Here is a 14,333-nt window from a genome sequence, read left to right as displayed (position 1 = left end):
CGACCCGTGGTCACCGGTACCGCAGTGACCCGTCGTCGAGGTCGGCGGCGGGCAGGGTGTGGCGTTCCTCGGCGTACTCGTGCATGTGCGTCCAGGGCACGCGGTCACCCTGCTTGAACATCTTGTCCTGGCTGCGCATGACGTAGCCGGAGTTGAAGTTCTCCGGGTCCGACCACGGGCGGATCTCCATGTCCGCGTCCTCGTCGCGCAGGGTCGGGGTGACCGAGCGGGCCCCCCGGCTCTCCATCGTGGTGAGCAGCCGGCAGATGAGGTCGCTGACGAGGTCGGCCCGCAGCGTCCAGCTGTGCCGGAAGTAGCCGAAGACGTAGGCCATGTTCGGGATGCCCGAGATCATGATCCCGCGCCAGGTGACCTGCCGCGAGACGTCGACGGGCTCGGAGTCCACGGTGAACGGGATGTCTCCGAGGGCGCTGAGGTTGAACCCGGTCGCCGAGACGACGATGTCGGCCTCGAGCTCCTGGCCCGACGAGGTCCGGATGCCGGTCTCGGTGAAGGTGTCGATGGTGTCGGTGACCACCGAGGCCCGACCCTCGCTGATCGCGGTGAAGATGTCCCCGTCGGGCACGACCGCGATCCGCTGCTGCCACGGGCGGTAGCCCGGGTTGAAGTCCTTCTCGACGTCGTAGCCCTCGGGCAGGTAGGGCCGCATCTCGTCGAGGAGCCAGGTCCGCGCCTCCTCGGGCGTCTCCTGGCACATCCGGGTCAGCTCGTTGAACTGCTCGATGTAGGCGCGGCGGAGGATCTCGTGCGTCCAGTCCTCGGGGATGTCGAGCGCACGCAGCGCGACGGCGAGCTCGTGGGTCTTCGGCACCGCGGCCACGAACGTCGGCGTGCGCTGCAGCATCGTCACGTGGGCGGCCGTCTCGGCCATCGCCGGCACGACCGTCGCCGCGGTCGCCCCGCTGCCGATGACGACGACGCGCTTGTCGGTCCAGTCGAGGTCCTGCGGCCACGTCTGGGGGTGGGCGATGACCCCCTGGAAGCGCTCCATGCCCGGCCACTCCGGCCGGTAGGGCTCCTGGTGGTTGTAGTAGCCCTGGCACATCCACAGGAAGCCGCAGGTCATCTGCAGCGTCTCGCCCGTGTCGTCGCGGTGGACGTCGACGGTCCACAGCTGCTCGGCCGACGACCAGCTCGCCGCCGTCACCGTGTGCCGGTAGCGGATCACCGCCTTGAGGTCGTCCTCCTCGATGACCTCGTCGAGGTAGTTGGTGATCTCCTCCGAGGTCGCGATCGACGGACCCCGCCACGGCTTGTGGGCGTAGCCGTAGGTGAACAGGTCGGAGTCCGAGCGGGCGCCCGGGAAGCGGTGGGTCCACCATGTCCCGCCCCGGCCGGGCAGCTTCTCGAGGATGGCGAACGTCTTGTCGGGGAAGCGCTCGCGCAGGTGGTGACCGGCGTCGATGCCGGAGACACCGGCGCCGATGACGAGGACGTCGACGTGCTCGACGTCGTCGCCCCCGCCGGCGCGGGTGGTCGGGCTGCTCTCGGTGACCGTCACGGGTCCTCCTCGCGTCAGGCGGCGACGGTGGGGGTCAGGGCCGGGCGCAGCACGGCGACGGCGTCGTCGACCATCCGGGCCGCGGACGGCGTCGCGCCGAGCGTCCAGAAGAAGCCGTGGATCATGCCGTCGTAGCGTTGCGCGGTGACGCTGTTCCCGGCGTCGGCCAGCTTGCGGGCGTAGGTCTCGCCCTCGTCGCGCAGCGGGTCGTACTCGGCGGTCGCGACGAACGCCGGGGGCAGCCCGGAGAGGTCGGTCGCGCGCAGCGGGAACGTGTACGGGTCGTCGGCCGGATCGGTCGCGCCGAGGTAGTGCGCCCAGAACCACTGCATGGTGGCGCGCCCGAGCAGGTAGCCCTCGCCGTTCTCGGTGATCGAGGGGCTGGTCCAGTCGAAGTCGACGACCGGGTAGATCAGCAGCTGGAACGCGATCGCCGGGCCGTTCCGGTCGCGGGCGGCGAGGCTCACCGCGGCGGCGAGCTGACCGCCGGCGGAGTCGCCGCCGACGGCGAGGCGCGACGCGTCGACGCCGAGCTCCTCGGCGTGCTCGGCGACCCATACGGTGGCGGCGTAGCAGTCGTCGAACGCCGCGGGCGCGACGTGCTCGGGGGCGAGGCGGTAGTCGACCGACACCACGGTGACGTCGGTGGCGTTGGCGAGCTGCCGGCACGGCCGGTCGACGGTCTCGAGGTCGCCGATCACCCAGCCGCCGCCGTGGAAGTAGAGGAGCACCCCGCCGCTGCCGCCGCCGTGCGGCACGTAGATGCGCGCGGGGATGTCACCGGCCGGGCCGGGGATCGCCCGGTCGGACACGGTCCCGACCTCCTCCGCCGGGGGCTGCAGGTCGATGAAGGCCCCGGCGGCCGCGCGGGCCTGCGGGACGGTCATGCACTCGATCGGCGGCATGCCTTGTTCGACCAGCGCGTCGAGGAGTGCCTGCGCCTCGGGGTGGACGGCCATGGGGGGCTCCCGTGAGGTCGGGGAAGGGGTCCCACCGAGCGTGATGCAGAACACACGGCCGCCGCTTGTGCGCCCGGGACGAAACGCTCCACGCCGCCTTGTCCCCGCCGACGTCCCCGCCGACGTCCCCGCCGACGTCCCACGGTGGAGCGTCGCCGCGAGTGCTGGTCGTCACATCCTGGGGCGGCTACGGTCGCTGGACGGGGGTCGGCGCTGGTGCACTCGGGTGGTGATCACAGGGTGGTGATGATCGAGCCCTCCCCCACTCCGGAGGACGCGGTCTCCACGGTTGCCGACGTCGCGGCGGCGCTCGCGCCCCACCGCGCCGAGGTCAGCGCGTCGATCACCGACGTGCTCGCCAGCCGCATCGACGACCTGCGCGGCGACCCCGCCCTGCTCGACCTCCTCGCCGCGAGCGTCGAGGGCAACGTCGAGACGATCCTGCACGTGCTCCGGCACGACCTCGACCCCCGCGACGTCGAGCCCCCCGCCGCGGCGATGGCCTACGCGCGGCGCCTGGCCCAGCGCGAGGTGCCCGTCAACGCGCTCGTGCGCGCCTACCGCGTCGGTCAGTCGCACCTCATGGAGTGGGCGTTCGCCGAGGCCGCGCGCCGGCCCGGCGAGGCGGCCGCGGCGGCGTCGCAGCGCATCGTGCTGGTGGTCATGGACTACGTCGACCACGTCACCCAGCACGTCATCGGCGCCTACGAGTCCGAGCGCGAGCACTGGCGCCAGGGCCGGCACGCGCTGCGTCTGGCGCGGGTCCGCGACGTCCTCGCCGGGCGCACCCCCGCCGACCCCGAGGAGCAGCTGGCCGTCGAGACCACGCTCGCGTACCGGCTCGCGCCCGTGCACCTGGGGCTCGTGGTCTGGTTCGACGACCCGCCCGCCGACACCGACCTCGCGGGGCTCGAACGGGTCGCACTGGACCTCGGGGCCGCCCTCGACGCGGTCGGGCGCCCGCTCGTGGTGCCGTGGGACGCGAGCAGCGCCTGGGTCTGGGTCACGCGCCGCGACGAGGGCGCCCCGGCCCGCGACGCCCTCGCCCGCGCGGTGACCCGGCACGGCGAGGGGTTGCACGTCGCCTGCGGGGCCCCGCTGGCCGGCGTCCCCGGGTTCCGCATGACCCACGACCAGGCCCGCCGCGCCCGCGACGTCGCGCTCGCCTCGGGCACCGGGGCGCCCGCGGTGACGCTGTTCGACGAGGTGGGCGCGGTCGCGCTCCTGTGCGCCGACCGCGAGGGCGCGCGGGCGTGGGTGCGCCGGGTCCTCGGGCCGCTCGCCGACCCCGAGCCCGGCGTCGGGCGGCTGCGCGAGACCCTGCGGGTGTTCCTCGCGACCGGCGGCAGCCTCGCCACGGCGGCCCGGCGCCTGCAGGTCCACCGCAACACCGTGAAGTACCGCGTCGCCCGGGCCCACGAGGTCCGGGGCCGGCCGCTGGGCGACGACCGCCTCGACGTCGAGCTCGCGCTGCTGGCGTGCGCGTGGCTGGGTCCGGCGGACTAGCGAGGCGTCCCGGCTACTCCGACCGGCTGCGGCGGCGCCCGCCGAGCCCGAGGCCGAGCACCCCGAGCAGCGCGCCGGCGCCGAGCAGGGCGCCCGCGGCGCGCGGACCCGGGGTGCGCCCGACCGTCACGGCGGGGCGGACGATCACCGGTGCGGGCTCGGGGAGTTCCTCGCGCTCGTTCTCCTTGAGTGTGGCCGCCCAGGCGGTGACGAACAGGATGAAGCGCGAGACGAAGTTCGCGAACACCAGCAGACCGATGATCGGGCCGAACGCGGCGCCGGCGGGCGAGCTGGTGACGCTGCCGATGTAGACGGTCATGATCTGCTGCAGGATCACGAATCCGACCGCGGCGAGCAGGGCGGCGCGGGCCGCCGAGCGCAGCGTCACCGGCTCGCGGGGCAGCCGGGCGATGACCCAGAGGAACACCAGCCAGTTCGCGGCGAGGGTGATCGCCAGGCTGCCGAGGAAGAACAGGAACCTCGCCCAGGCCTGCCCGCCGAGCCCGAGGAAGTCGAGGATGGTGCTCGCGAGCCCCGTGCCGATGGCGGTGATCGCGAACGAGAGCGCGAACGCGAGGCCCAGCCCGATCATCGCGCCCAGGTCGCCGAGGTAGCGCTTGACGATGTTGGGCGGGTCGCCGCGCTGGTCCCACTGCTCGGAGAGCGCCTCGCGCAGGTTGCCCATCCAGCCGAGACCGGAGAACAGGGCACCCGCCAGACCGATGATGCCGACCGCGTTGCGCTGGGCGATGGCCTGGTCGACGACCTGGTTGAGCAGGTCGCCGAGGCCCGCCGGGGCCGCGCTGGTGATGCCCTGCTGCAGCTCGGTGAGCAGCGCCTGGTTGTTGGCCAGCACGAACGCCGCGGCCGCGAAGGCGACCATGAGGATCGGCACCAGCGCGAGGATCGAGAAGAACGTGATGGCGGCGGCGTAGTGGTCGCCGTGCTTCTCGGTGTACCGCGAGGCGGCCCGGATGAGGTGATCGAGCCAGTGGTACCGGGCCCGCAGCTTCTCCAGCTGCGTCGGCGCGGTCGACCCGTCGTCCGTGTCGGTCGTGCTGGCGCTCGTCATGCTGGCGCGCTTCCTCTCGCGGTCCCCGACTGCTCGCGGACCCGTGTGTCGGGCCCGCGTGGCCCGTAGCTACCCCGAGTGGCCGCCCGTCACTCGCCGATCACGCGCCGCCCACGAGCGGTGGCTGTCCGTAGGGCCGGGGGTCGAACGTCCCGTTGCGCGCGCGGAACGACCGGGCCGTGCCGGGCCAGAGCAGCGTGAGGCGCCCGCTGCTCTCGTCGACGTACCAGCTGCGGCAGCCGCCCTGCAGCCAGACGGTGTCCGCGCTCATCGCGTCGATCTCGCGGGTGTAGGCCTCCTCGGCCTCGGCGGTGACCTCGAGGGGCCGTCCTTCGGTCTCGGCGAGGTGATCCAGCGCTCCGAGGACGTGGTCGATCTGCGCCTCGATCATGTAGACGGCGGAGTTGTGCCCGAGGCTCGCGTTGGGCCCGTTGAGCACGAACATGTTCGGGAAGCCGTGCACCGCGGTGGAGGCGTGCGCGGTCATGCCGTCGGCCCAGCGGTCGGCGAGCAGGCCGTGCCGGCCCTCGATGCGCTGCGCGAACGGCAGCCGCGTCGTCCAGAAGCCGGTGGCGAGCACGAGCGCGTCGAGCGGGTGGTGCGCGCCCGACGCCGCGACGGCCGTGGTCTTCTCGACGCGCTCCAGCGCGCTCGGCTCGAGGGTGACGTCGTCGCGCCCGAGCGCCGGGTAGAGGTCGTCGGAGACGACGATGCGCTTGCAGCCGATCTCGTAGTCCGGGCGCAGGCGGGCGCGCAGGCGCGGGTCGGGCACCTGGTCGGCGAGGTGGGCGAGCGCGCGATCACGGAGCCGGTCGATGTCGGGGCGGACGCGCCGACGCGCCCCGATGGCGCCCTCGGCCTCCTCGAACAGCTCCTCGCGCAGGGCCCGCTCGGCGGCGGGGTCGAGCGCGAACGCGCGGCGCTCCTGCTCGGTGTAGGCGCGGTCGCCGCGCGGCACGACCCACGGCGGGGTGCGCTGGAAGACGACGAGGTGGGCCGCGGCGCCGGCGAGCGCGGGCACGATCTGCGCGGCCGAGGCACCGGTGCCGACGACGCCGACGCGGCGCCCGGCCAGCGCGGCGGCACCGTCCCAGCGCGCGGAGTGGAAGACGGGGCCGTCGAAGTCGGACAGGCCGGGGATCTCGGGGATCCGCGGCTCGGACAGCCGTCCCGCGGCCACGACGAGCACGCGCGCGCGGTAGGTCCCCGACGACGTCGCGATCCGCCACCGCGTGCCGTCCCACCGGGCGCGCTGCATCTCGGTACCCAGGCGCAGGTGCGGGTCGAGGCCCTCGTCGCGGGCGGACTCGCGCAGGTAGTCGTGGATCTCGCCGCCCGGCGCGAACACCCGCGACCAGTCGGGCTTGGGACGGAACGAGAACGAGTAGAGATGGGAGGGCACGTCGCAGGCCACGCCGGGGTAGCGGTTGTCGCGCCACGTCCCGCCCACGCCGTGGGCGCGCTCGAGCAGCACGAACGACTCACGCCCGCGGCGGGCGAGCCGCACACCCAGGCCGATGCCGGCGAACCCGGCACCGACCACGGCGACGTCGACGTCGACCGCTGCGGTCACCGCGACCCGCCGTGATCAGCCACGACCCGAACCTACGCCCGGATCGGCGACTCCGGCCACGCATCAGAAGACCCCGACCACGCCGATCACGGCGAGGATGGCGAGCAGGACCAGCGCGAACCACAGCCGCGCACGCCCGGTGTCGCCGTCGACCCGCGCCGTCGCGTCCGAGCGCCGCTTCCCCTCCTGCGGCTGCCCCTCCTGCGGCGAGGCGACGCCGTGGTGGGTGCCGCTCGCGGTCAGGCGCGGAGGATCGCCATCCGTTCGGGGGGCGGGTCGCCGTACACGGTGGTGCGCTGGCGGGGCGTGCGCCCGAGGTCGGCGGCAAGTGCCTCGACCTGCGCGAGCGAGAGCTGCCGGCCCGCCTCCGCCCCGGCGGCGGGGTCGAGCGCGCCGTCGAGCAGCAGCCCGCCGGCGTCGTCGGCACCCCCGCGCAGCACGGCGGTCGTCAGCTCCGGCCCGAGCTTCGGCCAGGCGGCCTGGATGTGCGCGATGCGCCCGTGCAGCAGCAGCCGCGCGACAGCGTGCAGCGCGCGCGTCTCCCGCCCGTCGGGCGCGCTCCGCGTACGAGCGATGCGGCTTTGCCGGCGTCCAGCGCCAGGATCGCCACATCCTCGATCCGCGCCACGCCGCAGCTCGGGCGGCAGCATCTCGGGGAGGATCGGCATGGCGATGAACTCGGTGAACCCGCCCGTCCGGTCCTGGATCGCGGCGAGCGCGCGCAGGTGCGCGACCTGCTGGGCCGGCGTCTCGACGTGCCCGTAGACCATCGTCGCGGTGGATCGCAGGCCCACCTCGTGCGCGGTGGTGACGAGCTCGACCCAGCGGGTCGCGGGGATGTCGGAGCCGCCGGTGAGCACCGCGCGGATGTCGTCGTCGAGGATGCGCGCCGCGGTGCCCGGCACCGACCCGAGACCGGCCTCCCGGGCGGCGGTCAGGAACTCGCGGGGGCTCAGGCCCAGACGCTCGGCGGCGTCGGCGACCTCCGCCGGGCGGAAGCCGTGCAGGTGCAGCGGCACCCGCCCGGTGATCAGCGCGACGAGGTCGAGCGGCGCGCGGTCCGCGACGTCGGCGGGCAGCGGGCCCTGCACGCAGATCTCGGTCGCGCCGAGCGCCCAGGCCTCGTCGACCAGGGCGTTCGCGTGGTCGGGATCGCGGACGACGGCGGTGTCGAGGTTGCGGTTGGCGACGAAGGTCAGCTCGTCGCCGACCGCGTCACGGCGCAGGTCGTCGGCGAGCGCGCTCAGGGCGTCGAGCTCGTCGCCGTCGGCGCCGAGCAGGTCGACGTAGGCCGCGTCGGACAGGCCGGCAGGATCGGCCTCGGCGCGGGCGAGGGGGGCGCCGAGGCTCACCGCGCCGCTGCCGGTCGGCGCACCTGGGCCAGCCCCTGCTGGTCGGCGAGGGCGACGACGGGGTCGACGAGGTCCGGGTGCAGCCACCGGTTGGGGTCGCGGACGTAGCGCGGGTAGATCGTCAGCCGGGGGGCGAGGGTGAAGCCGGCGGCACCGGTGACGGCGCGGAGCGCGTCGAGGCCGGGCCAGGGGCGTTCGGGGTTGACGTGGTCGGGGGTGACGGGCGAGACGCCGCCCCAGTCGTCGATGCCCGCGCGCAGGAGCAGAGCCTGGTCGTCGGCGGCGCTCTGGGAGTCGTCGAGCTCGCCGGCCAGGTTCGGCGGGGCCTGGACGCTGACGCCGAGCGGCATGATCAGGCGCGCGACGGCCACGGCGGCGACGAACGCGTCGAACTCGGCGTCGGGCTCCCCGCGCATCGCCGTGTCGGGCTTGGCGCGGAAGTTCTGGACGATGACCTCCTGCAGGTGCTCGCCCCGGCGCGCCGACTCCGCGAGCACGAGCAGCGACTGCGCGCGCTCGGCGCGGTGGTCGCCGATGCCGACGAGGATCCCGCTGGTGAAAGGCACGCGCGCGCGGCCGGCGTCGTCGATCACCCGCCGGCGCAGGGCGGGCTCCTTGTCCGGGGAGCCGAAGTGCGCGCCGCCCGGCCGCGACCAGAGCCGCGTCGCGGTGGTCTCGAGCATCATCCCCATCGACGGCGAGACCCCGCGCAGGCGCTGGAGCTCGAGCAGGTCCATGACGCCGGGGTTGAGGTGGGGCAGCAGGCCGGTCTCGTGGAGGACGGCCCGGGCCGACTGCTCGACGTGCTCGAGGGTCGTCGTCAGGTCCCGCGCGCCCAACCAGTCGCGGGCCGCGGCCCAGCGCTCCTCGGGGCGGTCGCCGAGGGTGAACAGCACCTCGGTGCACCCCTGCTCGGCGCCGGCCCGGGCGATGTCGAGGACCTCGTCGCGCTCGAGGTACGCGGCGGGGAGCCGGCCCGGGACCGTCGCGAACGTGCAGTAGTGGCAGCGGTCGCGGCACAGGCGGGTCAGCGGGACGAAGACCTTGGGGCTGTAGGTGACGACGCCCGGGCGCCCCTCGCCGGCGAGGTGCTCGTCGCGACGGGCGGCGGCCAGCCCGAGCAGGCCCTCGAGCTCCTCGCCCCGCGCCGCGAGCAGCGTCGTCGCGTCGGAGAGCGTCGCCGGGTGCTCGGGGTCGTCGGACAGCGCCCCGTCCGCGGCGCGCCCGAGCGCGACCCGCACCTCGGTGCGCGAGGGCTCCGCCGGCTCCGGGAGCTCGACCAGCGGCCGCGGCAGCGACACGGGAGCGGGGAGATCGGCGGGGACGGCCACGCGCCCGAACGTACGCCCCGTGCGAGCGATGCGGCATCGCTGGCATGTGACGCCAGGATCGCCACATCCTCGATTCGCGACACGCCGTGTGCGGGGTGGTCAAGCGTGGCGGCCACCCTGCGGCACGAAGCGAGGCGGTGCTGCGCGCCCGAGCCGGTCCCCGGTGGTCCAGGGTGGGCGAGGTGGAGGTCCGGAGCCGCGCCCTCGCCGCGCTGTGTGTGACCGAGATCGTGAGCTGGGGTGTCCTCTACTACGCGTTCCCGGTGCTCGTGACGTCGATCAGCGCCGACACCGGCTGGTCGGTGGGCGCCGCGACCGGCGCGTTCTCGCTCGGCGCCCTGGTCTCGGCCGGGGCCGGGATCGTGGTCGGCCGGCTCATCGACCGGCGCGGACCACGGCTGGTGATGACCGCGGGCTCGGTCGTCGGCGTCCTCGGTGTCGTCGCGATCGCCACGGCGCCGACGTTGCCGCTGTTCCACGCCGCGTGGGCGGTCGCCGGGGTGGGGCAGTCCGCGACGCTCTATCCGCCGGCGTTCGCCGCGCTGACCGGCTGGTACGGCGAGCAACGCGTGCGCGCGTTGACGACCCTGACCCTGGTCGGGGGGTTCGCGAGCACGGTGTTCGCGCCGCTCACCGCCGCCCTGCTCGGGCCGGTGGGCTGGCGGGGCACGTTCGGCGTCCTGGCGGTGGTGCTCGCCGTCGTCACCGTGCCGCTGCACGCACTCGTCCTCACCCCGCCGTGGCGTCCGCACGAGGCCCCCAACCGCGAGACCGTGGCCCGCGAGACCGTGGCCCGCGAGACCGTGGATCGCGACCACGCCTCGGAGGTGCTGCGCAGCCCCCGATTCGTGCTGGTGACCGCGGTGATGGCGCTGAGCGCGTTCGGGCTCTACGCGTCGACGATCAACCTCGTCCCCCTGCTCGAGGGCCGGGGCCTCGACCTCGGCCTCGCCGCGCTCGCGCTCGGCCTCACGGGCGTCGGTCAGGTCGCCGGACGGCTGATGTTCGTGCCGCTGGTACGACGGTCGACGCCGCGCACGCGCCTCGCTGCGGCGCTGCTGCTGGGCAGCGCGGGCGTCATCGCGCTCGCCCTCGTCCCCGGGCCGGCGGTGCTCCTCATCGCGCTCGCCGTCGTCGCCGGCGCCGGGCGCGGCCTGCACACGCTGCTGCAGGCCTCGACCGTCTCCGACCGCTGGGGGACGCGCGCCTTCGGCCGGATCAACGGCGTCTTCTCCGCGCCCCTGACGCTCGCGGTCGCGATCGCGCCGGCCGGGGGCGCGGCCGTCGCGGGCATCGTCGGCGGGTTCCCGACGGCCTTCCTCCTGCTGGGTGGGGCGACGGTCGTCGCGGCGCTGGTCGGTCTCGTCGTCTGACCGTCGCGTGGTCGTGACGGTTCCCCGACCCCGTCGGCGTGCCGTGGTGGATTCGTCAGCCGTCCGCCTCCGGTGCGGCGGCTCCGCCGGGATCAGTCCTCGTGGTCGGTGGTCAGGCCCATGCGGGCGACGACGAGCGACTCCACGATGCCCACCAGCGCGTAGAGGACGATCGAGGCGCCGGTGACGACGACCACCGACGCCCACATCTCGATGTACCGGAAGCCCCCGACCGCCTTGATCATCGTCGCGCCGCTGCCGCGCCCCGTCGCGAGCCACTCGGCCATGAGCGCACCGATCATCGCGCCGGGCACGGCCAGGCGCGCCGAGGCGAACAACGCGGGCACGGCGCTCGGCAGCATCACCCGGCGCAGGCGGGCCAGGCGGCCGCCGCCGTAGGCCGCGACCAGGTCGAGCGCCCAGGGCGACGCCGACCGCAGGCCGAGCACCGTCGTCACCAGCGACGGGAAGAACACGACGATCCCGCCGATGACGCCGGTCGCGGTGAGGTTCCGCCCGAAGGCCAGGACGATCAGCGGCGTCATGGCCACCAGCGGGACCGACCGGAGCAGGGTCGCGAGCGGCATCAGGGCCTGCTCCACCGGGCGCGAGAGCACGAACCCGATCGCGACGAGGGTCGCCGCGACCAGCCCGAACACGTACCCGATGCCGGCGTCCACGAGCGTGACCCCGAGGTCGCCGAACACGAGGGCCCGGTTCTGCGGCGCAGACGGGAGCACGACGAGCCACTCGACCACGTCCCACGGCGTCTTCCCGATGACCCGCCGGATGCCGAAGACCTCGAGGAAGAGCGTCCAGAGCACGCCGATGGCCACGATCGCGACACCCACGGGGGCCAGGCGTCGGGCGGCGACCGACGCGGCCTCGGCGAGCCAGGAGCGCCGCTCGGCCGTGGGCGCGGTCACGTCGCGTCGCCCCGTGTCCAGGGCGCCACGGCACGCGCGAGCAGCCCGACCGCCAGGTAGCCGATCCCGGAGATCACGCCGGCGACCAGCGCGAGGCCCCACGTCCGCTCGACGAGGTACTGCTGCTGGGAGATCGTCATCGCCACGCCGAGACCGGTGTCGACGCCGCCGAGGTACTCGCCGATGATCGCGCCGAGCACGGCCGACGGCGCCGCGATGCGCAGCGCGGCGAGCACCGCCGGCACGGCGGCGATGACCTGCACGTGGCGGATGCGCTCCCAGCGCCCGCCGCCGAACGCCGTGACCACGTCCAGCGCGGCCCGGTCCGCCGATCGCAGGCCGAGCAGCGCGCCGACCGTGGTGGAGAAGAAGCAGAAGATCGCCGCGAGCACGATCATCGGCGTCCGCCCGCCGAAGACCACCGCGACGATCGGCCCCACCGCCACCACCGGCAGGCAGTAGCTGACCACGGCGATGTTGACCACCAGCGACTCGAGCCACGGCAGGGCGACGACGAGCAGCGCGAGGAGGATCGCGATGCCGTTGCCCCACAGGAAGCCCTGCGCGGCCTCGGACACCGTCGCCGCGACGTTCGGGGCGTAGAACCCCCAGCCGTCGGCGACCAGCGCCCCGATCACCGCGGGTGGCGTCGGGACCGCCCCGCTCGTCGCGAACACCGTCGCCGCGACCAGCCACCACAGGCCGAGCACGACCACGGCCGCCACCACCGGACCGACCCAGGCGGGGCGCCCGCGGGTGAGGACCGCGCCGGTCACGCCTGCACGTCCTCGCGGGACCGCCCGAACAGCAGCTCCGAGAGCCGGTCGTGCAGCGCGTGGAACTCGGGGCTGCGCATCATCTCCGGCGTGCGCGGGCGCGGCAGGTCGATCGGGACGACCTCGAGCACGCGTCCCGGGCGGGGGCTCATCACCGCCACCTCGTCGGAGAGCAGCACGGCCTCGTCGATCCCGTGGGTCACCATCAGCGTCGTCGACGACCGCGCCGTCCAGATGCGCTGCAGCTCGAGGTTCAGCCGCCGTCGGGTCATGTCGTCGAGAGCGCCGAACGGCTCGTCGAGCAGGAGCACGGCCGGGTCGAGAACGAGCGCGCGGGCGATCGACACCCGTTGGCGCATCCCGCCCGACAGCGCCGCCGGGCGGGCGTCCTCGAACCCCTCGAGGCCGACCAGCCCGATCAGCTCGTCGACCACCTCGCGGTCGGGCGTCACGCCCGCGACCTGCAGCGGCAGCCTGATGTTCGCGTCGACGCTGCGCCAGGGCAGCAGCGCCGCGTCCTGGAACGCGACGCCGAGGTCACCGGAGGTACGCAGCTCCTCGGGGGTCCGACCGGTGACGGTCGCGGTGCCCGCGGTCGGCTCCTCGAGACCGGCGAGCACCCGTAGCACCGTCGACTTGCCGCACCCCGACGGTCCGAGCAGCGAGGTGAACGAGCCCGCCCGCGTGTGCAGGTCGACGCCGGCCAGCGCCTCGACGACCCGCCGTCGGCTGCGGAAGGACTTGGTCAGGCCCGCGACGTCGATGCCCTCCGCGATGCCCTCCGCGATGCCCTCCGCGATGCCCTCCGCGATGCCCTCCGTGATGCCCTCCGTGCCCCCGGCTGTCACGGGAACTGCACCCGCAACGCCGGGTCCTCGGCGTACACCTCGCTGAGCAGCGAGAGGTCGAAGAGCTGCTCTCGCGTCACGGCCGACCCGGCCAGGCGCAGGGCGGCCAGGTTCTCCTCGACGAGCTGGTCGGTCATGGTGAACAGACCGTTGGCGCGGGTGTCGGGCGTGAGCACCAGCGCGTTCTGGTCGTTCGCCTCGAGCAGCTGCTCGTCGTAGTCCAGCCCCAGGTCGCGGCCGTAGGTGTCGACGGCCAGCCGGGTCGCCGCGGCCGGGTCGAGCACCGCGTCGTTCCACCCGCGGATCTCGGCGCGCAGGAACGCCTTGAGCTTCGCGCGTTCGGTGTCGATCGTCTCCTGCAGCACCGTGACCGTCTCGGCCACCAGGGGCAGGCCGTGATCGGCGAACAGGAACGACTGCGTCTCGAACCCGCGCACGCGCAGCACGTTGGGCTCGTTGGTGATGTACCCGAGGTAACCGTCGATCTCACGGGTCGTCAGTGGCGTCGCGTCGTACTGCACGGGGACCCGCGTGATCTGCCCCGGGTCGATGTTGTTGGCGCGCAGGAGCGCGCCCCACACCTGGTCGTTCGAGTCCTGGACCCCGATCCGCTTGCCGATCATGGCGCGCGGTTCGGGCAGCGGGTCGGTGGTGCGGGAGACGATGCAGAACGGGTTCTTCTGGTACGTCGCCCCGACGATCTTCAACGGCGCGCCCTGCAGGATCGCCGGCGCGGTGATCACCGGGGCGGACAGGCCCGCCCAGCAGTTGCCGGACACGAGGTTGGCCTCGACACCGGTGGACGCCGACCCGCCCGCGAGCAGGTCGATCCCCTCGAACCCGGCTTCGCGGTAGTAGCCGCGCGCGTCCGCCATGTACTCGCCGTTGAACTCCGTGTTCTTGATCCACGACAGCTGCAGGGCCTCGCGGCCGTAGGAGTTGCTCCCGGGCGCGGCCGGGTCGCCCCCGCTCTCGCCGCAGGCCGCGAGGGCGGCCAACCCGGCCGCACCACCCACCGCGAGTCCGGACCAGCGCAGGAAGGATCGGCGATCGACCGACAGGGGCACGGAGCCTCCCGGGACGGTGGGCAGCGGG

At 74.2% G+C, this 14,333-nt stretch carries 12 protein-coding genes; 2 read left to right on the top strand and 10 right to left on the bottom strand.

Annotation, left to right across the window (positions count from 1 at the left end):
* Nucleotides 1–10: 10 nt before the first annotated feature.
* Nucleotides 11–1,522 carry a flavin-containing monooxygenase gene (locus AC2A1K_RS11075; protein WP_483896345.1) on the bottom strand — a complete coding sequence of 504 codons (1,512 nt, stop codon included), beginning with the start codon at nt 1,520–1,522 and terminating at the stop codon, nt 11–13.
* Between the two features lie 14 nt (nt 1,523–1,536).
* Nucleotides 1,537–2,481: an alpha/beta hydrolase gene (locus tag AC2A1K_RS11070; protein WP_483896344.1), complete on the bottom strand. Its 945-nt coding sequence runs from the start codon at nt 2,479–2,481 to the stop codon at nt 1,537–1,539.
* A 246-nt stretch (nt 2,482–2,727) separates the two neighbouring features.
* Here AC2A1K_RS11070 and AC2A1K_RS11065 point away from each other — a divergent pair, with 246 nt between their 5' ends.
* On the top strand, nt 2,728–3,987 hold the full coding sequence (locus AC2A1K_RS11065) for a PucR family transcriptional regulator (protein ID WP_483896343.1): 1,260 nt from the start codon (nt 2,728–2,730) through the stop codon (nt 3,985–3,987).
* Between the two features lie 13 nt (nt 3,988–4,000).
* Here AC2A1K_RS11065 and yhjD read toward each other — a convergent pair whose 3' ends face one another.
* The 4 genes from yhjD to cofG all read right to left on the bottom strand — a co-directional run bounded on the left by yhjD (nt 4,001) and on the right by cofG (nt 9,315).
* A complete protein-coding gene (yhjD, locus tag AC2A1K_RS11060) occupies nt 4,001–5,059 on the bottom strand; it encodes an inner membrane protein YhjD (RefSeq protein WP_483896342.1) in 1,059 nt (352 codons plus the stop codon).
* 100 nt (nt 5,060–5,159) lie between these two features.
* Nucleotides 5,160–6,632, bottom strand: a complete 1,473-nt coding sequence (locus tag AC2A1K_RS11055; protein WP_483896341.1) for a flavin-containing monooxygenase — start codon at nt 6,630–6,632, stop codon at nt 5,160–5,162.
* Between the two features lie 239 nt (nt 6,633–6,871).
* Entirely contained in the window at nt 6,872–7,984 is a 1,113-nt protein-coding gene (locus tag AC2A1K_RS11050; RefSeq protein ID WP_483896340.1) for an FO synthase, read from the bottom strand.
* Nucleotides 7,981–9,315: a 7,8-didemethyl-8-hydroxy-5-deazariboflavin synthase CofG gene (gene cofG / locus AC2A1K_RS11045; RefSeq protein ID WP_483896339.1), complete on the bottom strand. Its 1,335-nt coding sequence runs from the start codon at nt 9,313–9,315 to the stop codon at nt 7,981–7,983. The genes AC2A1K_RS11050 and cofG overlap by 4 nt, the downstream gene beginning before the upstream one ends.
* Nucleotides 9,316–9,497: 182 nt before the next feature.
* On the opposite strand from cofG, the gene AC2A1K_RS11040 reads away from it, so the two are divergent.
* A complete protein-coding gene (locus tag AC2A1K_RS11040; protein WP_483896338.1) occupies nt 9,498–10,688 on the top strand; it encodes an MFS transporter in 1,191 nt (396 codons plus the stop codon).
* Nucleotides 10,689–10,780: 92 nt separating this feature from the next.
* Here AC2A1K_RS11040 and AC2A1K_RS11035 read toward each other — a convergent pair whose 3' ends face one another.
* The 4 genes from AC2A1K_RS11035 to AC2A1K_RS11020 are packed head-to-tail and all read right to left on the bottom strand — an operon-like array spanning nt 10,781 to nt 14,305.
* Nucleotides 10,781–11,614 carry an ABC transporter permease gene (locus tag AC2A1K_RS11035; RefSeq protein WP_483896337.1) on the bottom strand — a complete coding sequence of 278 codons (834 nt, stop codon included), beginning with the start codon at nt 11,612–11,614 and terminating at the stop codon, nt 10,781–10,783.
* Nucleotides 11,611–12,390 (bottom strand): ABC transporter permease, encoded by a 780-nt coding sequence (locus tag AC2A1K_RS11030; protein ID WP_483896336.1) that lies wholly within the window; start codon nt 12,388–12,390, stop codon nt 11,611–11,613. Before AC2A1K_RS11030 ends, AC2A1K_RS11035 begins: the two co-directional genes overlap by 4 nt.
* On the bottom strand, nt 12,387–13,238 hold the full coding sequence (locus tag AC2A1K_RS11025; protein WP_483896335.1) for an ABC transporter ATP-binding protein: 852 nt from the start codon (nt 13,236–13,238) through the stop codon (nt 12,387–12,389). Before AC2A1K_RS11025 ends, AC2A1K_RS11030 begins: the two co-directional genes overlap by 4 nt.
* On the bottom strand, nt 13,235–14,305 hold the full coding sequence (locus tag AC2A1K_RS11020) for an ABC transporter substrate-binding protein (RefSeq protein ID WP_483896334.1): 1,071 nt from the start codon (nt 14,303–14,305) through the stop codon (nt 13,235–13,237). Before AC2A1K_RS11020 ends, AC2A1K_RS11025 begins: the two co-directional genes overlap by 4 nt.
* Nucleotides 14,306–14,333: the final 28 nt, after the last annotated feature.

This window comes from Actinomycetospora sp. 2LY8.5, assembly GCF_057180585.1.
The sequence above is the reverse complement of the archived record's forward strand: the minus strand, read 5'-3'. Positions and strand labels throughout refer to the sequence as shown.

Coding starts and splice junctions, on each gene's coding strand:
- AC2A1K_RS11070 (WP_483896344.1), bottom strand. CDS start 2,481: ATGGCCGTCCACCCCGAGGCGCAGGCACTCCTCGACGCGCTGGTCGAA.
- AC2A1K_RS11065 (WP_483896343.1), top strand. CDS start 2,728: ATGATCGAGCCCTCCCCCACTCCGGAGGACGCGGTCTCCACGGTTGCC.
- yhjD (WP_483896342.1), bottom strand. CDS start 5,059: ATGACGAGCGCCAGCACGACCGACACGGACGACGGGTCGACCGCGCCG.